Annotated in this window: 15 protein-coding genes; all 15 read left to right on the top strand. The window is 53.6% G+C overall.

Going from position 1 to position 18,598, the window contains the following annotated elements; all coding sequences use genetic code 11:
* Positions 1-52 precede the first annotated feature (52 nt).
* The 15 genes from AB1I67_RS20035 to AB1I67_RS19965 all read left to right on the top strand — a co-directional run bounded on the left by AB1I67_RS20035 (position 53) and on the right by AB1I67_RS19965 (position 18,523).
* Positions 53-532, top strand: a complete 480-nt coding sequence (locus tag AB1I67_RS20035; protein WP_367031947.1) for a cell division protein FtsL — start codon at positions 53-55, stop codon at positions 530-532.
* Positions 510-2,777 (top strand): penicillin-binding transpeptidase domain-containing protein, encoded by a 2,268-nt coding sequence (locus AB1I67_RS20030; RefSeq protein WP_367031945.1) that lies wholly within the window; start codon positions 510-512, stop codon positions 2,775-2,777. Before AB1I67_RS20035 ends, AB1I67_RS20030 begins: the two co-directional genes overlap by 23 nt.
* Positions 2,778-2,834: 57 nt before the next feature.
* Complete coding sequence (locus tag AB1I67_RS20025) at positions 2,835-4,595, top strand: penicillin-binding transpeptidase domain-containing protein (RefSeq protein WP_367031943.1); 1,761 nt, start codon at positions 2,835-2,837, stop codon at positions 4,593-4,595.
* A gap of 63 nt (positions 4,596-4,658) precedes the next feature.
* Positions 4,659-5,627, top strand: coding sequence for a phospho-N-acetylmuramoyl-pentapeptide-transferase (gene mraY, locus AB1I67_RS20020; protein ID WP_367031942.1), 969 nt, complete (start codon positions 4,659-4,661; stop codon positions 5,625-5,627).
* 11 nt (positions 5,628-5,638) lie between these two features.
* Positions 5,639-6,994 (top strand): UDP-N-acetylmuramoyl-L-alanine--D-glutamate ligase, encoded by a 1,356-nt coding sequence (gene murD / locus AB1I67_RS20015; protein WP_367031940.1) that lies wholly within the window; start codon positions 5,639-5,641, stop codon positions 6,992-6,994.
* 9 nt (positions 6,995-7,003) lie between these two features.
* Entirely contained in the window at positions 7,004-8,137 is a 1,134-nt protein-coding gene (locus AB1I67_RS20010; protein WP_367031939.1) for an FtsW/RodA/SpoVE family cell cycle protein, read from the top strand.
* 45 nt (positions 8,138-8,182) lie between these two features.
* A complete protein-coding gene (gene murA, locus AB1I67_RS20005; protein ID WP_367031938.1) occupies positions 8,183-9,466 on the top strand; it encodes a UDP-N-acetylglucosamine 1-carboxyvinyltransferase in 1,284 nt (427 codons plus the stop codon).
* Between the two features lie 2 nt (positions 9,467-9,468).
* A complete protein-coding gene (locus AB1I67_RS20000; protein WP_367031936.1) occupies positions 9,469-10,203 on the top strand; it encodes a sporulation protein YqfD in 735 nt (244 codons plus the stop codon).
* 195 nt (positions 10,204-10,398) lie between these two features.
* A complete protein-coding gene (gene ftsZ / locus AB1I67_RS19995) occupies positions 10,399-11,622 on the top strand; it encodes a cell division protein FtsZ (protein ID WP_367031935.1) in 1,224 nt (407 codons plus the stop codon).
* Between the two features lie 178 nt (positions 11,623-11,800).
* Positions 11,801-12,655 carry a sigma-E processing peptidase SpoIIGA gene (locus AB1I67_RS19990; RefSeq protein WP_367031934.1) on the top strand — a complete coding sequence of 285 codons (855 nt, stop codon included), beginning with the start codon at positions 11,801-11,803 and terminating at the stop codon, positions 12,653-12,655.
* A gap of 140 nt (positions 12,656-12,795) precedes the next feature.
* Entirely contained in the window at positions 12,796-13,536 is a 741-nt protein-coding gene (gene sigE / locus AB1I67_RS19985) for an RNA polymerase sporulation sigma factor SigE (RefSeq protein WP_367031932.1), read from the top strand.
* The gene (locus tag AB1I67_RS19980) at positions 13,529-14,689 is read left to right on the top strand and encodes a stage II sporulation protein P (RefSeq protein WP_367031930.1); all 1,161 of its coding nucleotides are present in this window, start codon (positions 13,529-13,531) and stop codon (positions 14,687-14,689) included. Before sigE ends, AB1I67_RS19980 begins: the two co-directional genes overlap by 8 nt.
* Before the next feature lie 53 nt (positions 14,690-14,742).
* Complete coding sequence (gene lepA / locus AB1I67_RS19975) at positions 14,743-16,557, top strand: translation elongation factor 4 (RefSeq protein ID WP_367031928.1); 1,815 nt, start codon at positions 14,743-14,745, stop codon at positions 16,555-16,557.
* Entirely contained in the window at positions 16,550-17,833 is a 1,284-nt protein-coding gene (gene hemW, locus AB1I67_RS19970; protein WP_367031927.1) for a radical SAM family heme chaperone HemW, read from the top strand. The genes lepA and hemW overlap by 8 nt, the downstream gene beginning before the upstream one ends.
* Positions 17,834-18,523 carry a DNA alkylation repair protein gene (locus AB1I67_RS19965; protein ID WP_367031925.1) on the top strand — a complete coding sequence of 230 codons (690 nt, stop codon included), beginning with the start codon at positions 17,834-17,836 and terminating at the stop codon, positions 18,521-18,523.
* Positions 18,524-18,598 lie beyond the last annotated feature (75 nt).

The raw sequence follows: 18,598 nt of genomic DNA, 5'->3' as shown, positions 1-18,598 counted from the left end.
GATGAGTACCGGCTGGGGGCCGGATGGGAAATATCAAAAGGGAGGAAAGGGTATGGCTGCAAGAGACAGGAAAATGGTACAGGGTTCCTACGTGTACGGCAATACCGTGCGCGCGGCAGAGCCTAAAAGAGAAACCGTAAGACCGCAGCAGCCGTCTAAGCACCAGCAGACGGTCAGCCGCACAGTCAGACGGAACCAGGAAAAAGCGCTCCAGATGGATCTTCCATATGTAGTGATGCTGACATTTGCGGCATTATGTGCCCTGTATATCTGCGTCAGTTATCTGCATGTGCAGTCCTCCATCACGGGCAGGATCCACAACATCGAATTACTGGAACAGGAACTGGAACAATTAAAGTCTGAGAATGACGCGCTTTTGACCAGGATCAATACAGATATCGATCTGGATCATGTTTATAAGGTTGCTACAGAGGAGCTGGGGATGGTGTATGCAAACCGGAAACAGGTTATCTTGTACGACAAAACAGAAAGCGAGTATGTAAGACAGTATGAGGACATCCCGAAACACTAACCCTGATTATCAAAGACAGAAGGACCGCAATGCAGGGAAACGGCGGTCCTTCAATAAGTACATGCAGGAGAAGCTGGCGATCACAGTGATTGTGATTACGCTGGCTTTGTTTGCTTTAATTTACGTGCTGTATCATATCGTTACGGAGAACAAGGACAGCTACAACCAGATCGTCCTGTCCCAGCAGGAATATGACAGCAGAGTGATCCCGTACCGGCGCGGAGATATTGTGGACCGGAACGGTACTTACCTTGCCACAACAGAAAAAGTATATAATCTGATCATAGACCCCAAGCAGATCATGTCAGACCAGGTGGATTATCTGGATGCCACGGTTGCGGCCCTGGTCAATGTATTCGGATATGATGCATCTGCCATACGGAGCCTGATCGAGGAGAATCCGGAAAAAGCTTATGTGAGGTATGCAAGGCAGTTGTCCTTTGACCAGAAAGAGGCGTTTCAGAGCCTGCAGTCCGAGACCAACAAGGCCAACGCAAAAAACGATTCCAAAGCGCGGGTAAAGGGCGTATGGTTTGAGGAGGAGTACAAACGTATCTACCCCTACAATTCGCTGGCCTGTAATGTGATCGGGTTTGCCACCAGCGACGGCGGCACTGGAAACGGCGGTATTGAACAATCCTACAACAATTCCCTGATTGGGACAAACGGCAGGGAATACGGATATTTAAATGATGATTCCAACTTGGAACGCGTGATCAAATCGGCGGAGAACGGCAATACTGTGGTTTCCACGATCGATGTGAATATTCAGAATGTGGTGGAAAGACATATCCGGGAGTGGCAGAATGACCCGGGTTCCGAGCGGATCGGCGTGGTGGTAATGAACCCCAATAACGGCGAGGTCCTCGCCATGGCAAATGATAAGATGTTTGATTTGAACAATCCCAGAGCGGCCTCCGAGGGGTATACGGACGACGAACTTTACCAGCTGGGTCTTAAGGAGGCGCGGGGCGCTTATAACCGCCAGCACAAGGATACAGACGGAGCGACCATCACCGTGGAGCAGGTCCCGGACCATTTCAGCGCCGAGGAGATCCGTTCTTATGGCACGCAGGTGGCATGGAACCAGGAATGGCGCAATTACTGTATCAGCGATACCTATGAGCCGGGGTCCCCGTCCAAGATCTTTACGGTGGCAGCGGCGCTGGAGGAAGGGGTTGTCTCTCCCGGCGATTCATTTTACTGCGATGGTTTCCAGGAGGTGGCCGACCGGAAGATCAAGTGTACGGCATACAGAAAAGGCGGACATAAGAATGTGACCCTGGAGGAAGCTCTGATGGTTTCCTGCAATGACGCCATGATGCAGGTGGCGGCAAAAACCGGTATCAAGCGGTTCACAAAATACCAGCACATGTTCGGTTTCGGCACGAAAACCGGGATCGACCTGCCGGGTGAGGAAGACGCTTCGACACTGGTTTACGATGAAAACAACATGAAACCGGTGGATCTTGCCACCAGTTCCTTCGGTCAGACATACAACTGCACCATGATCCAGATGGCGGCGGCCTACGCTTCCGTTATCAACGGCGGTTCCTATTACGAGCCTCATGTGGTGAAGCAGATCCTCAATGAACAGGGATCGGTGGTGAAAAAGATGGATCCCAAGCTGGTCCGTGAGACCGTGTCGGAGAGCACCAGCAATTTTATCAACAATGCGCTGTTCCGGACAGTTTCAGAGGGAACCGGAAAAGCAGCTGCGATCCCCGGTTACGATATCGCAGGAAAGACCGGTACGGCGGAGAAGATCCCGCGCAGCGCCAAGAACTACGTATTATCATTCTGCGGATATGCTCCTGCCAACGATCCGCAGGTACTGATCTATGTGGTGGTGGATACTCCCCATGTGGAGGACCAGGCACACAGTACCTATGCCAGCGGGGTATTCCAGAAGATCATGAGCGATATCCTGCCGTACTTAAATGTATTCCCGTCAGCGGAGTATGAGGCGGAAAATGATGCGGCGGCAGGGGAGCTTCCTGAACAGGAAGGGATCACGGACAATACCAGCCTGCAGCCGGGAGGCACGGCTGAGGAGACCACGGAAGCAGAGACGAAGGTTTATGATACAGAAGAGTACATAGACTCTTCGGAGGATACGGGCACGCCGGACGAGCTGCCGGAAGGCGCCGAAGGAACAGACGAGGGTTACCCGGAGGGAGCGCTTCTGACAGGAGAGACAGATCCTGCGGAGACTGATTCTGCAGGGACAGATCCTGCAGAGTAAGTTCTAAACAGAGGACCGGCTCATATAGTATAATAATGAGCTTTCGGGGAGCCGGTTATGAGTTCCAATCAGACCCATCATCGGGGAAGGATAGCCGTCCTGTGCTTTCTGCTGTGCCTCAGCATGGCGGGACTCATGGGACGGCTTATGTTTCTTATGCTATACCGCTCTGAGCATTACAGCCAGATGGCGGAGGATTTGCACGAGCGCGAACGGACCATCAAGGCCGCGCGGGGAAATATCGTGGATGCGACCGGTACCGTGATCGCCACCAACCGGACCGTGTGCACCATTTCCGTGATCTACAATCAGGTAAAGGACCGGGAAGAGACTATCCGGGTCTTAAGTGAGGAGCTGGGGCTTGAAGCGGATGCGGTCAGAAAAAAGGTAGAGAAACGAAGCTCCCGGGAGATCATACGCACGAACGTGGATAAGGAGACTGGAGACAGGATCCGCAATTTCCATATGGCAGGCGTGAAGGTGGATGAGGATTACAAGCGTTATTATCCTTATGACACCCTGGCGTCGAAGGTGCTTGGATTTACCGGAGGGGATAACCAGGGGATCGTTGGGTTGGAGGTGGCTTATGAATCTTATTTAAAAGGGATCAACGGCACGATCCTGACCATGACGGACGCCGCGGGCGTGGAGATCGAGAACGCCTTTGAGGACCGGATCGAACCGGTCCCGGGAAACGATCTGCATATCAGCCTGGACGTCAATATCCAGCAGTACGCGGAGCAGGCTGCTTACGAGACCATGGAGCGCAAAGGTGCAAACCGCGTTTCCATCATTGTGATGAACCCGAAAAACGGGGAGATCATGGCGATGGCCAATGTGCCGGAATTCAATTTAAATGATCCGTTCACCCTGAATGTGGAGGCTCCTGACGGGATCTCCGCAAAAGAAAAGCAGGAGCTTTTAAACCAGATGTGGAGGAATCCGGCTATCAATGATACCTATGAACCCGGGTCCACATTCAAGATCATCACAGCGGCGGCAGGGCTGGAGGCGGGGGTGGTAAGCCTGACAGACAACTTTTCCTGCCCCGGTTTCCGGATCGTGGAGGACAGAAAGATCCGCTGCCACAAGGTGGGAGGGCACGGCGCCGAGACCTTCCTTCAGGGGGCTATGAATTCCTGCAATCCGGTGTTTATCGACGTAGGGCAGCGGCTTGGAGTTGACAATTATTACCACTACTTTGAGCAGTTCGGCTTAAAGCAGAAGACCGGGATCGACCTTCCGGGGGAGGCGGGGACTATCATGCATAAGAAGGAAAATATGGGGCTTGTGGAGCTGGCAACGGTCTCCTTCGGGCAGTCCTTCCAGATCACGCCGATCCAGCTGATCACGACGGCTGCCTCCATTGTAAACGGAGGGAACCGGGTGACGCCCCATTTTGGCGTGAAGGTGGTGAACTCAGAGGAGACCACGATCCACAGGTTTGACTATCCGGTGAAAGAGCACATCGTTTCAGAGGAGACCAGCGCCACCATGCGCTACATCCTGGAACAGGTGGTGGCGGAGGGAAGCGGCAAAAAGGCATATATCCCGGGCTACCGGATCGGCGGCAAGACAGCCACCTCGGAAAAACTGCCGAGAAGCTTAAAAAAGTATATTTCCTCCTTTATCGGCTTCGCGCCTGCCAATGACCCGCAGGTGATCGCACTGATCACGATCGATGAACCGCAGGGCGTATATTACGGAGGGACCATCGCAGCCCCGGTGATCTCCGACATTTTTAAGAATATTTTGCCGTATCTGGGAATTGAGGAAACAGAGGAAGAAACTGTTTCCGTGATTCCAATCAGTGGTTGATTATTCCTATAAAAAGACGTATACTAATAACGGCAAAAGATACATAACGGATAGGAGTGCAACATGATTAATGAAACTATACTGGCGATCATTATCGCCTTCGCCATCAGCGCGATCCTGTGTCCGATCGTGATTCCATTTCTCCATAAACTGAAGTTTGGACAGCAGGTGAGGGATGACGGCCCGGAGACGCATTTAAAAAAACAGGGAACCCCGACCATGGGCGGGCTGGTGATCTTAACCAGCATCGTCATCACGTCGCTGTTCTATTTAAAAGAATATCCGAAGATCATACCGGTGCTTTTTGTGACCGTGGGATTTGGGATCATTGGATTTTTAGATGACTATATCAAGATCGTCATGAAGCGTTCGGAGGGCTTAAACCCGGTCCAGAAGCTGATCGGGCAGTTTGTGATCACAGGCGTGTTCGCCTATTATCTGCTCAAATCCGGCGAAGTCGGTACCACGGCGCTGATCCCGTTTACGGGTGGATTTCAGAACGGCTATTTCCTGAATATGGGGATCCTGTTTGTACCGTTCGTGTTTTTCGTAGTGCTGGGGACGGACAACGGTGTGAACTTTACAGACGGATTAGACGGTCTGTGTACCAGTGTGACGATCCTGGTCGCCACCTTTATGACGATTGTGGCTCTGGGAGAGAAGAGCGGTATCAGCCCGATCACCGGAGCGGTGGTGGGAAGCCTTTTGGGATTTCTCCTGTTTAATGTTTATCCCGCCAAGGTGTTTATGGGAGATACCGGGTCCCTGGCTCTGGGAGGATTCGTGGCATCCAGCGCTTTCATGATGCAGATGCCGTTCTTTATCCCGCTGGTGGGACTGATCTATCTTGTGGAAGTACTGTCCGTCATCATGCAGGTCGGCTATTTCAAGGCGACAGGCGGAAAGCGGATATTTAAAATGGCACCGATCCATCATCACTTTGAGCTGTGCGGATGGTCAGAAACCAGGGTGGTAGCGGTATTCTCCATTACGACCGCCATCCTCTGCCTGGTAGCGTACTTAGGGCTGTAGGAGGAAAAAACATGAGCAATCAGAAAGTATTAGTAGCAGGTTCCGGTAAGAGCGGTATCGCCGCTGCAAAGCTTCTGCTGGAGATGGGCGGAGAAGTGGTGCTCTATGACGGCAATGAGAATCTGGACCCGGAGAAGATCAAAGAGAATTTTGAGGAGGATGCAAAGCTGACGATCGTGCTGGGGGAACTGACCAGGACGGACCTTCTGGGGGTGGAGCTTTCCATTATCAGCCCCGGCATCCCGCTCACCGCACCGTTTGTACCGGTGCTCGACGAGGCGCAGATCCCCATCTGGAGCGAGATCCAGCTTGCCTATCATGTGGCGAAGGGGAAGCTGGCTGCCATCACCGGGACCAACGGCAAGACTACCACCACGGCTCTGACCGGGGAGATCATGAAGGCTCATTTTGAAGAAGTATTTGTGGTAGGAAATATCGGCATCCCATATACGGAGATCGCTCTGGAAACTACGGACAAATCCGTGACGGTAGCAGAGGTGTCCAGCTTCCAGCTGGAGACCATCATGGACTTCCATCCCAATGTGAGCGCGATCTTAAACATCACTCCGGATCATTTGAACCGCCATGGCACCATGGAGAATTACATTGAGATCAAGGAACGTGTGACGGTCAACCAGACAGAGGACGATTGTGTGGTATTAAACTATGACGATCCGGTCCTGAGGGAGTTTGCCGAGAAGGAGGACTTAAAGCCGAAGGTATTCTTTTTCTCCAGCACCCAGGTCCTGAAGGAGGGCATCTACCTGGAGGGTGACGTGATCGTCTATGCCCATGGCGGCAGGAAAGAGGATGTGGTGAACGTCCGCGACTTACAGCTGCTTGGAAGGCACAATTATGAGAATGTGATGGCGGCCATCGCCATTTCCATACGCATGGGCGTACCTATGGATTCGATCCGTATGGTCGTCAAGGAGTTTAAGGCGGTGGAGCACCGCATCGAGTTTGTGCTGGAGCGTGCCGGCGTAAGGTATTACAACGATTCCAAGGGGACCAACCCCGATGCGGCCATCCAGGCGATCCGCGCCATGCCGGGACCGACCGTGCTGATCGCGGGCGGATATGACAAAAACAGTGAGTATGACGAGTGGATCGATGCGTTCGGCGACAAGGTAAAATATTTAGTGCTGATCGGCCAGACCCGTGACAAGATCGCGGAATGCGCAAGGGAGCACGGATTCACGGAGATCATGTATGCCGAGGATATGGCGGAGGCGGTGCGCGTCTGTGCGGCGTACGCCAATACCGGTGACAACGTCCTGCTTTCCCCTGCATGCGCAAGCTGGGGGATGTTTGACAACTATGAGCAGCGCGGCGACGTATTTAAGGAGTGTGTGAGAAACCTGTAGGAGGAGCCTATGGCAAAAAAAAATAAACCCAGGAGGTTCTACGATTACAGCCTGCTGTTCTGTGTAATATTTTTAACGGCGTTTGGGCTGGTGATGATATACAGCGCCAGTTCCTATATGGCGCAGCTGAAGTACAATAATGCCGCCTATTTCATGATGCGTCAGCTGAAGATCGCGGCAGGAGGGCTTGTTCTAGCGATCATCATCTCCAAGATCGATTACCACTGGTATGCCAGGTTTGCGGTCTTCGCTTATGTGCTTGCCTATGTGCTGATGATCGCGGTATCTTTGTTTGGTACAAAGGTGAACGGCAAGAGACGCTGGCTCGGCGTGGGGAGCTTAAGCTTCCAGCCCACAGAGTTTGTAAAGATCGCTCTGATCGTGCTCCTGGCGGCAGTGATCACCCAGATGGGAAAAAAGATCAATTCCTGGAAGGCCATGGGGGTCATTATCGGCCTTTCCATCCCGATCGCAGGAATTGTAGCGGCAAACAACCTAAGCTCCGGTATCATCATTGTGGGGATCGCGTTTGTGATGCTGTTCGTGGCGTGCAAGGTCAAATGGCCGTTTTTTGCATGCGGCGGCGCGGCGGTGCTGATGATCGCCACAGCGGGGCCGCTGGCAACGGTCCTTGAGAAGCTCAAGATCTTAAAGCCGTACCAGCTCAGCCGTATCCATGTGTGGCTGGACCCGGAGGCTTATCCTATGGATGGAGGCTATCAGGTACTGCAGGGTCTTTATGCCATCGGGTCCGGCGGTCTCGTGGGCAAGGGCCTGGGAGAGAGCATCCAGAAGATGGGATTTGTGCCGGAGGCGCAGAATGATATGATCTTTTCCATCATCTGTGAGGAGCTGGGGCTGTTCGGCGCGGTATCGGTGATCCTGATCTTCCTTTTTATGATCTACCGGTTTATGCTGATCGCCAACAACGCGCCGGATCTGTTCGGTTCGCTGATCGTCGTGGGTGTGATGGCGCACATCGCGATCCAGGTGATCTTAAATATCGCCGTAGTGACCAATACCATCCCCAACACGGGGATTACGCTTCCGTTCATCAGTTATGGAGGCACGTCGGTTCTGTTTCTGATGGTGGAGATGGGGATGGTCTTAAGTGTTTCCAACCAGATAAAACTGGAAAAATAAAAACCTTTTGAGGGCAGAGTACATAGGATGGAAGTATAGACGGATGTGCAGGAGGGATTGTATTTGTCCGTAATTCGAATCCAGGGGTTACACTGCTTGAAAGGTAAGATAAATATACAGGGTTCCAAAAATGCGGTGCTGCCTGTCATGGCAGCATCTCTGCTTCATAGAGGAACAGTCGTGATAACCAATGTCCCCGGAATACAGGATGTGTACTGTATGATGGGGATACTTAACTATCTGGGGTGTGAGTGCCGGATGAAAGACCATGAGCTGACTATCTGCTCAGAACGGGCGTCTGTGGGACAGATCCCGGGTGAGCTGGCGGGGCAGATGCGTTCCTCTATCATGCTCTTAGGACCTCTTCTGGGCCGTTTTAAGGAGGCCGTCACAAGCCATCCCGGAGGCTGTTCGATCGGGAAACGTCCCATCGACCTGCATCTGCACGGCTTAAAGGAGCTGGGGGCAGACATCCGGGTGGAGGGAGAACGGATCACCGGTTCTACCATGGGCCTTCTGGGCGCTGAGATCGTATTCCCCTTCCCAAGTGTGGGAGCTACAGAGAATATCATCATGGCCGCCGTTGCGGCCCAGGGTACCACGGTCCTTTCCGGCGCCGCAAAAGAGCCGGAGATCGAGACCCTGTGCCTGTTTTTGCAGGAGATGGGGGCTAGGATCAAGGGCATCGGAACCTCGCAGCTGACCATCGAGGGCGGCGCAGATCTGCATGACGTGACCTTTGCGATCCCCGGAGACCGGATCGTTGCCGGCACCTATCTGGGTGCGGTGATGTGTTCGGGCGGAGATGTCCTGCTTGCAGGAGCGCCGGTACGCCATATGGATGAAAATATCCGGCTGGCGCGCCGTATGGGAGCGGAGGTATCGATCCGTCCGGAAGGGCTTTTCGTCCGCATGGAGGGGCGCCCGGAGGCGGCAGATTTTGCCACGGGGCCGTACCCGGAATTTTCTACGGACCTGCAGTCTGTGATGATGGCGGTTGCGTCCATTGCCGACGGGACCTCCTTCATACGGGAGACAGTATTTGAAAAACGGTTTTCCACAGCAAAAGAATTGCAGAAACTGGGGGCACATATTATAATAGACGGAAGGACTGCCTGTGTGGAAGGAAGATTCCCCTTAGACGGAGGAACGGCGCAGGCTCTGGACCTGCGCGGAGGAGCCGCGCTGGTGGTAGCCGGGCTGGCTGCCGCCCGGGAGACCGAGGTGGGCGGTTATATCCATATCAGCCGCGGTTACGAGGACATCTGCCGTGATCTGAGCAGCGTAGGCGCCAGGATCGCGTTGGTGGAGACAGAGGAGACAGACTAAGCATGAGAGATACCGTACCAGGAAAGAAAAGAACAGGGCTTCTGGCTGCTGTGATCATCCTCCTGTTGCTGGTCATTATTGTCCTGTCATTGCAGATCACAGAGATCAAGGTGACAGGCAATAAACAGTATACGGAGGAGCAGATCGTGGAGCTCCTGTTTCCGGATGGCGTAAGCCGCAATACTGGGTTTTGTTATTTGAAGGACCGCTTTGGGACCCACGAGGCGATACCGTTCGTGGAGGATTACAAGATCGTGTTCCAGGGCCTTAACCGGGTGGAGGTCATTATTTACGAAAAGAGCGTTGTGGGATATGTGTCCTACATGAGCAGTTATATGTACTTTGATAAGGACGGTATCATCGTGGAGAGCGCCAACCAGAAACTGCCGGGCATTCCATGGATCACCGGGCTGAAGTTCGGTCATATCGTCCTTTATCAGAAGCTCCCGGTGGAGAGTCAGGAGATCTTTGAGGAGATCTTAAATCTGACTCAGATCCTGTCCATCTACGATATGGAGGTGGACAAGATCCAGTACAACAGTTTTCATGAGGCCACGTTATACATGGGCGATATCGAAGTGGTGCTTGGGAACAACGAGAGCTTAAACGGCAAGATCGCTGAATTAAACGATATGCTTCCAAAGCTTCAGGGGCTGGACGGAACCCTGTACCTGGACACCTATGATGAGACCAATCCCAGCGCTATGTACGCGTTCAAACCGAGAAGTGGGAAGTAGGAGCACATATGGAAATATATGGATCATGTATGTGATAAAAAACAAATGGACCGACAAATTTGTGCATAAAATCTACAAATTAGAGGTTGATATTTTTCTTAAAATCACATATAGTATTAGATAGACTAGTTTTAGAAATTATGTTACAGAATTGTTACAAAAAAGTTGTTGAGAGAGGTTAAGGAGGAAAAAGTCTTGTTAGAGATTAAGATAAATGAGGCAGAGAATTCTGCAAGAATCGTGGTAATTGGTGTCGGCGGCGCAGGGAACAACGCAGTGAACCGCATGATCGATGAGAACATTGCGGGGGTGGAGTTCATTGGGATCAATACAGATAAACAGGCCCTGCAGTTCTGTAAGGCACCGACTTCCATGCAGATCGGCGAGAAGCTGACCAAAGGACTTGGCGCGGGCGCCAGGCCGGAGGTGGGGCAGAAGGCTGCTGAGGAGAGCTCTGAGGAGCTGGCCCAGGCGATCAAGGGAGCGGATATGGTATTCGTGACCTGCGGCATGGGCGGCGGCACCGGTACCGGCGCTGCTCCGGTTATCGCAAAGATCGCCAAGGACATGGGCATCCTGACCGTAGGCGTAGTGACCAAGCCGTTCCGCTTTGAGGCCAAGACCCGTATGTCCAATGCTCTGACAGGAATTGAACATTTAAAAGAGAGCGTAGATACCCTGATCGTCATTCCCAACGACAAGCTTCTGGAGATCGTGGACCGCAGGACCACCATGCCGGATGCCTTAAAGAAGGCTGACGAAGTGCTGCAGCAGGCAGTGCAGGGGATCACCGACTTAATCAATGTACCTGGCCTCATCAACCTGGACTTTGCAGACGTACAGACCGTCATGACGGACAAGGGTATCGCACATATTGGTATCGGACATGCCAAGGGTGACGACAAGGCTGTGGAGGCTGTGAAGCAGGCGGTGGCAAGCCCGCTTTTAGAGACCACCATCGAGGGCGCTACCCATGTGATCATCAATATTTCCGGCGATATCAGCCTGATCGAGGCCAACGAAGCTGCAAGCTATGTTCAGGAGCTGGCAGGCGACGATGCCAATATCATTTTTGGTGCCATGTTCGATGAGAACGCACAGGACGAGGCGACCATCACCGTTATCGCAACCGGTCTGGATGCACATGGTGCGAACACTCTGGTGAACAAGGCGATGGCTGATTTCAAGACCTTTAAGCCGAAAATGCCGTCCAACATGGGCGCAGGCATGCCGAACTTAAGCCATACGGCATCTGCCGAGGCAAGCGCTACCATGGCAAAGCCGGTCCAGAAGACCGCGCCGCAGCAGAGCCAGGCTCCGAAGACCGCGCCTCAGCAGGCTCCGGCTCAGAGTTCCTTCCGTCCGCTGAACCGCGATACGCAGATCAATATCCCGGACTTCTTAAAGAATAAGCGCTAAGTTTTGTTGTGATAAGCTGATATAAAACCGTTTAAAAAGACAGAGAACCTTATGCAGGGTTTTCTGTCTTTTTTTGTCGTGAAAAAAAAGACATGGCACCCCGCCTCTTTGACAAAATTTGCTCCTGAGAATGATTATAATAGACAGCGTGATGAAAGAAGGAGGTGAGGCCCCGCGAGTGACAGTGACATTTTATCTGGATGTATTTTTTATCATCAATTTTGTGATGGATTACCTGCTGCTTTTGCTTGTGAAGCAGATCCTGCATCTGCCGACGCCGGGAAAAAGTGTGCAGGGAAAATATCTGCGGCGTTATCTCCGGCTCCTGATGGCAGCCGCCGCCGGCGGAACGTGGGCATGTGTGATGGTATTTCTTCCTGGAATGCCCGGATGGATGGAATGGGGGCTCACCTGGTTCTTTGCGGGAAGCATGATGGTGCTTCTGGCGTTTGGCAGAAAACCGTTTCGTGAGTTTTTCCGGAGCCTGCTGGCACTTTGGCTGGTCAGTGCGGCAGCAGGCGGAGTCTTTGGCCTTGTGGGGGACATGGTCCCGGCTGCATGGTATCTGGCGGGGCTCCGTCCGGCAGGCCAATGGCAGTTTCCGGCAGCAGCCTGTGTGGCGGCCGGTATTTTTTTTGGAGGCCGTGCGTGCGCAGATTACTTTAGGGAGAAAACCCGGATGCAGGAGCACTTGTGTCAGGTGACCCTGCATTACCGTGGAAATACAAAAACTGTAAAAGCATTGTGGGATACGGGAAACCAGCTGTATGAGCCTTACGGCCATCAGCCGGTCCATGTGATTACTTATGAAGCATGCCGCGGGTTGTGTGGGCAGGTTTCCCGTGTTATTTATATTCCCTTCCGCAGCGTTGGCACCGGATACGGAATGCTGCCGGGCATCCAGGTGGATGAGATGGATGTGGTCCGGGAGGGGAAGCTGGTGAAATGTTATGAGAAGCCGTGGCTTGCCATAAGCCGGGAACCGTTGTCATCCCGGCATCAGTACGAAATGCTTCTGCATGGAGAACAGTAAGACTTGAGTTTCCGCATTTTGCAGCGGCGGCGGCCGGGGAACAGAGCAAAACCGCTTTTTCTCTGTTCCCCGGCCACCGCCGCTGCAAAATGCGGAAACTCAAGAATAAGATCAGAGACATAAACTTGGAGGATAGAACAATGATAGTAAAGGTTTCCATACCGAACCGATTTCAATTTAAGGCAACGTCGTCGTTTAAGACGATGCTGTGGCAGAAGCAGGGGGAAGTGCATTACATAGGAGGCGCAGACATCCTGCCGCCTCCGCTGGACAGCAAGAGGGAAGCGGAGATGATAGCCCGTCTGGGGACGGAGGAGGAGAAGGAGGCGCGCTCCCTTCTGATCGAACATAATCTGCGCCTGGTGGTCTACATCGCAAAGAAATTCGACAACACCTGCGTAGGGGTGGAGGACCTGATCTCGATCGGGACCATAGGGCTGATCAAGGCGATCAACACTTTCAACCCGGCAAAGAATATCAAGCTGGCGACCTACGCTTCCCGCTGCATTGAGAATGAGATCCTCATGTATCTGCGGCGGAACAACAAGACAAGGATGGAGGTTTCCATCGACGAGCCTCTGAACGTGGATTGGGACGGCAATGAACTGCTTTTGTCGGATATTCTGGGGACTGATGAGGACATCATCTACCGGGGCCTGGAGGATGAGACAGAAAAGGAACTCTTAAAAGCGGCGATCAGCCGGTTAAACCCGAGGGAACGCAAGATCGTAGAGCTGCGGTACGGGCTGAAGGATGCAGAAGGAACGGAGATGACACAGAAAGAGGTGGCGGACTTACTTGGTATCTCCCAGTCTTACATATCCAGACTGGAAAAGAAGATTATGAAAAGGCTGAAAAAGGAAATCGTCCGGTTTGAGTAAATCCTTAAGCTGGTTTCTTGAGGTACTGGTTCTGGCGCTGCTGCAGGTCCGCTATCCGGCGGCAACCCTGACAGAGACAAAGACCGTGTACGGGCAGGACCCGTCCTATCAAATCTACCAGGAATACAGGTATGCGTATGATACATACGGATACCTGTTTTTGTCTGAAAATACAGGAGCGGACGGGCCGGAATCGGCAGGGCTGGTATCCGCGGCGGATCTGGCGGGAGACGCTTATGGGGGCGGTACGGCAGATGGCTCTGGGGGGACCAAAGCTGGCAGTGGGGCTGGTTCCGGCGGGGCTGGGATGGCAGACGGCGCAGGCGGGACCGGAACCGCAGGTGGAGGAGATGCCGCGGCTGCCGCTTCGGCTCTGGCGGCGGGCTCCCAGATCACCATGGCCCAGCTTCAGGACTACGATTATCTGATGAAGCATTTTTACAGCGTCCATACCTCAACCACGGCAGGGCGTGACGTGATGAAGGCGGAGACACTGCTGGGGACAGACCTCAAGCTGGAAAAAGACAGCTCCGTGCCGCAGATCCTGATCTACCACACCCACTCCCAGGAGGAATACGCGGACTTTGGACCGTCAAATCCCGGCGCAACGGTGGTGGGCAACGGGGATTATCTGGCTGAGCTTCTGCGGGCCAAAGGCTGGAATGTCATCCATGATACAGGCACCTATGACATCCAGGGCGGAAAGCTGGACCGGAACCGGGCTTACACCTATGCTCTGGAGGGGATCACCAGGATCTTACAGGAAAACCCTACGATCCAGGTCATTCTGGATCTGCACCGGGACGGGGTTAAGGAGAGCCTGCACCTGGTGCATGAGGTGAACGGAAAGCCCACGGCCAATATCATGTTCTTCCAGGGCATGAGCCGGACTCCGGAGGGGGCCATCGAATATCTGCCCAATCCTTATCTGGAGGAGAACCTGGCGTTCGGTTTTCAGATGCAGCTTGCGGCGGCGGGCAGGTACCCGGGTTTTACCCGGAAGATCTATCTAAAGGGCCTTCGCTACAATCTGCACCTGCGTCCGCGGTCGGCTCTGATCGAGGTGGGCGCACAGAACAACACATCCGAAGAAGCCTTAAACGCCATGGAGCCGTTGGCGGAACTTTTAGATATAGTGTTGCAAGGAAGCTAGAAAAATGCTATAGTTTTACAATGAACAGTACGAATTCAGAAAGGAATTACTATATGGCAGTAATGGACCAAAGCAAAATCCGCAATTTCTGTATCATTGCACACATTGATCACGGCAAATCCACCCTGGCGGACCGGATCATCGAGCATACCGGACTTCTCACCAGCAGGGAGATGCAGTCCCAGGTGCTGGACAATATGGATCTGGAGCGGGAGCGCGGCATCACGATCAAATCCCAGGCGGTGCGTACCGTGTACCGCGCGAAGGATGGAGAAGAATATATTTTTAACCTGATCGATACTCCGGGACACGTGGACTTCAACTACGAGGTATCCCGCAGCCTGGCAGCCTGTGACGGCGCCATCCTGGTGGTGGATGCGGCGCAGGGCATCGAGGCCCAGACCCTGGCGAACGTGTACCTGGCCCTGGACCATGACCTGGATGTATTTCCGGTCATCAACAAGATCGACCTGCCCAGCGCCCAGCCGGAGTGGGTGGCCAACGAGATCGAGGACGTGATCGGCATCGAAGCCCATGACGCGCCCCAGATATCCGCCAAGACCGGCCTGAACGTGGAGGATGTGCTGGAAGCGATCGTCCACAAGATCCCGGCGCCCACGGGAGACCCGGACGCTCCGCTCCAGGCGCTGATCTTCGATTCCCTCTACGACTCCTACAAAGGGGTGATCGTGTTCTGCCGGATCAAGGAGGGCACGGTGAAGAAGGGGACCCGCATCCGCATGATGGCTACAGGAGCGGAGGAGGATGTGGTGGAGGTAGGCTACTTCGGAGCCGGCCAGTTCGTTCCCTGCGAGAGCCTGAGCGCCGGTATGGTAGGCTATATCACCGCCAGCATCAAGAATGTGAAGGATACCCGGGTGGGCGACACGATCACAGATGCCGCAAGGCCCTGCGCCGAGCCGCTTCCGGGTTACAAGAAAGTCACCTCCATGGTGTACTGCGGCCTGTATCCGGCGGACGGCGCCAGATACAATGATCTGCGGGATGCCTTGGAGAAGCTGCAGTTAAACGACGCATCCCTGTTTTTTGAGCCGGAGACCTCAGTGGCATTGGGTTTTGGTTTCCGGTGCGGATTCCTGGGGCTGCTGCATTTGGAGATCATCCAGGAGAGGCTGGAGCGCGAGTACAATTTAGACCTGGTCACCACGGCGCCCGGCGTTGTTTACCGCGTACACAAGAAGAACGGGGAGATGCTGGAGCTGACCAATCCGTCCAACCTGCCTGACCCGACGGAGATTGAGTATATGGAGGAGCCGGTCGTCAGCGCGGAGATCATGGTGACGACCGAGTTTGTGGGAGCCATCATGACCCTGTGCCAGGAGAGGCGCGGTATATACAACGGCATGGAGTATATGGAGGAGACGCGCGCTCTGCTCAAATATGACCTGCCGCTCAATGAGATCATCTATGATTTCTTTGATGCGTTAAAATCCCGTTCCCGCGGCTATGCCTCCTTCGATTATGAGATGAAGGACTATGAGCGGTCGGAGCTTGTGAAGCTGGATATCCTGATCAACAAAGAGGAAGTGGACGCCCTGTCCTTTATCGTCCATGCAGATTCTGCTTATGAACGCGGCAGGCGGATGTGTGAGAAGCTGAAGGAGGAGATCCCGCGCCATCTGTTTGAGATCCCGATCCAGGCAGCGGTGGGCGGCAAGATCATTGCCCGCGAGACGGTCAAGGCAGTGCGCAAGGACGTGCTTGCCAAGTGCTACGGCGGCGATATCACGAGAAAGAAAAAACTGTTGGAAAAGCAAAAAGAAGGAAAGAAACGGATGCGTCAGGTGGGCAATGTAGAGATCCCGCAAAAGGCATTCATGAGTGTACTGAAATTAGACGATGAATAAAAAAGAACTGGAATTGTATATTCATATCCCTTTTTGCGCACGCAAATGCGCTTACTGTGACTTTTTATCCTTTGCGGCGCCGGAGCGGGCTTACCAGATATACGTGGACAAGCTGATCGAAGAGATCTACGGGCAGAGCGAGAATTTTGCGGGGTATCGTGTGACCACGGTTTTTGTGGGCGGCGGTACTCCGTCTATTCTGCCTGCCCAGTTGATGGAGGAGCTGTTTGCCGCTCTTTACGAATGCTTTGATATCGCAGAGGGGGCGGAGATCACGGTGGAGGCCAATCCGGGTACTCTGACGATGGAAAAGCTGGAGTCCTATCTTCAGAGCGGCATCAACCGCTTAAGCCTTGGACTGCAGTCCGCCGATGACCAGGAGCTTCGATATCTGGGTCGGATCCACACCTATGATGAATTTTTAAAGAGTTACCAGAGGGCGCGTCAGGCAGGGTTTACCAATATCAACGTGGACCTGATGTCGGCGCTGCCGGGACAGGATGTGCATTCCTGGAAGACAACCCTGCGCAAGGTGATGATGCTGAAGCCGGAGCATATTTCCGCCTACAGCCTGATCATTGAGGAGGGGACGCCGTTTTACGAACGGTTTGGAAAAGCGGCGGCAGAGGATGCGGCAGGCGCACCGAAGGCAGATAAGGAGGCAGACGCGGCGAGGGCGAGCTCGTGGCGCGGGGATCTGCCGGATCTGCCTGACGAGGAGACGGACCGGGAGATCTATCATCTGACGAAAGAGATGATGGCGGCCCAGGGCTATGAGCGGTATGAGATATCCAACTATGCCCGGCCCGGGTTTGAGTGCCGCCACAATATCGGTTACTGGACCGGCGTGGAGTACCTGGGGCTGGGCCTGGGGGCGTCGTCCTATACCTTTGGACACCGTTATCACAACACCGGGGACCTGGAGGAATATCTGTCCTTAAACCTCTATGAAGGGGGAGCTGCCGCCCGGGATATAACAGAGCTGAGCCTGGAGGACCGGATGGAGGAATTCATGTTCCTGGGCCTGCGCATGATGCGGGGGGTGTCGGGAAGTGAATTCCTGGAGCGGTTCGGACATAACCTGTGGAATGTGTACGGAGACGTGCTGCCTAAGCTGCAGGAGCAGGGGCTGATCGAGATGGAGGCGCCCTGCGTGCGCCTGACAGAGCTGGGCGTGGATGTGAGCAATGCGGTCCTTGCGGAATTTTTGCTGGATCGCGTGGAAGGTGAAATTGACGAAAACGACGAAGGCAGCGGAGCCGGAGGGACAGTATAAATGGATATGGAGCGATATGTGCAGCAGCGCCTGTTTGAAATGCAGGATTTAAAGTATCGCGATTTCAACAGCAGGCTGATACCCAATGTGAATCCGGAGACGGTCATTGGAGTGCGTACCCCGCAGCTCCGCAAACTGGCAAAAGAGCTTTTCCGGCAGCAGGAGAAGGAGGAATTCTTAAAAAAACTCCCCCATCAGTACTATGAGGAATGGAATCTGCACGGTTTCCTGATCGAGCAGGTGCGGGACTTTGAGGCCTGCGCAGAACAGCTGGAGCAGTTCCTGCCCTATGTAGACAACTGGGCCACCTGTGACCTGGTCACCCCGAAGGTTTTTAAAAGCCACCTGCCGGAGCTGCTGGAGCATATCCGCAGATGGCTCGTTTCGGATAAGGTCTACACGGTACGCTATGGGATCCGTATGCTGATGTGGTTTTATCTGGAAACGGAATTTGAGCCGGAATATCTTGAGCTGGCGGCGGTTCAATTGGAGGAATACTATATCCGGATGGCGGTTGCCTGGTATTTTGCGACGGCGCTGACAAAGCAGTACGATGCGGCGCTGCCCTGGCTGGAGCAGAACCGGCTGGAGCCGTGGGTCCATAACAAGTGTATACAGAAGGCGGTGGAGAGCTATCAGATCCCGTCTGACAGGAAAGCGTATCTGAGAGGCCTGAAGCGCAAAATATAGAATGGTTCCGGTCTGTCCGGAATAAACTATCAGTGTAACCCTGGAAGGAACATCAATTCCGAAAAGGAGAATGCT

This window comes from Clostridium sp. AN503 (assembly GCF_040719375.1).
Taxonomy (GTDB): domain Bacteria; phylum Bacillota; class Clostridia; order Lachnospirales; family Lachnospiraceae; genus Brotaphodocola.
The sequence above is the reverse complement of the archived record's forward strand: the minus strand, read 5'-3'. Positions and strand labels throughout refer to the sequence as shown.

Coding starts and splice junctions, on each gene's coding strand:
- AB1I67_RS20035 (WP_367031947.1), top strand. CDS start 53: ATGGCTGCAAGAGACAGGAAAATGGTACAGGGTTCCTACGTGTACGGC.
- AB1I67_RS20030 (WP_367031945.1), top strand. CDS start 510: ATGAGGACATCCCGAAACACTAACCCTGATTATCAAAGACAGAAGGAC.
- AB1I67_RS20025 (WP_367031943.1), top strand. CDS start 2,835: ATGAGTTCCAATCAGACCCATCATCGGGGAAGGATAGCCGTCCTGTGC.
- mraY (WP_367031942.1), top strand. CDS start 4,659: ATGATTAATGAAACTATACTGGCGATCATTATCGCCTTCGCCATCAGC.
- murD (WP_367031940.1), top strand. CDS start 5,639: ATGAGCAATCAGAAAGTATTAGTAGCAGGTTCCGGTAAGAGCGGTATC.
- AB1I67_RS20010 (WP_367031939.1), top strand. CDS start 7,004: ATGGCAAAAAAAAATAAACCCAGGAGGTTCTACGATTACAGCCTGCTG.
- AB1I67_RS20000 (WP_367031936.1), top strand. CDS start 9,469: ATGAGAGATACCGTACCAGGAAAGAAAAGAACAGGGCTTCTGGCTGCT.
- sigE (WP_367031932.1), top strand. CDS start 12,796: ATGATAGTAAAGGTTTCCATACCGAACCGATTTCAATTTAAGGCAACG.
- lepA (WP_367031928.1), top strand. CDS start 14,743: ATGGCAGTAATGGACCAAAGCAAAATCCGCAATTTCTGTATCATTGCA.
- hemW (WP_367031927.1), top strand. CDS start 16,550: ATGAATAAAAAAGAACTGGAATTGTATATTCATATCCCTTTTTGCGCA.
- AB1I67_RS19965 (WP_367031925.1), top strand. CDS start 17,834: ATGGATATGGAGCGATATGTGCAGCAGCGCCTGTTTGAAATGCAGGAT.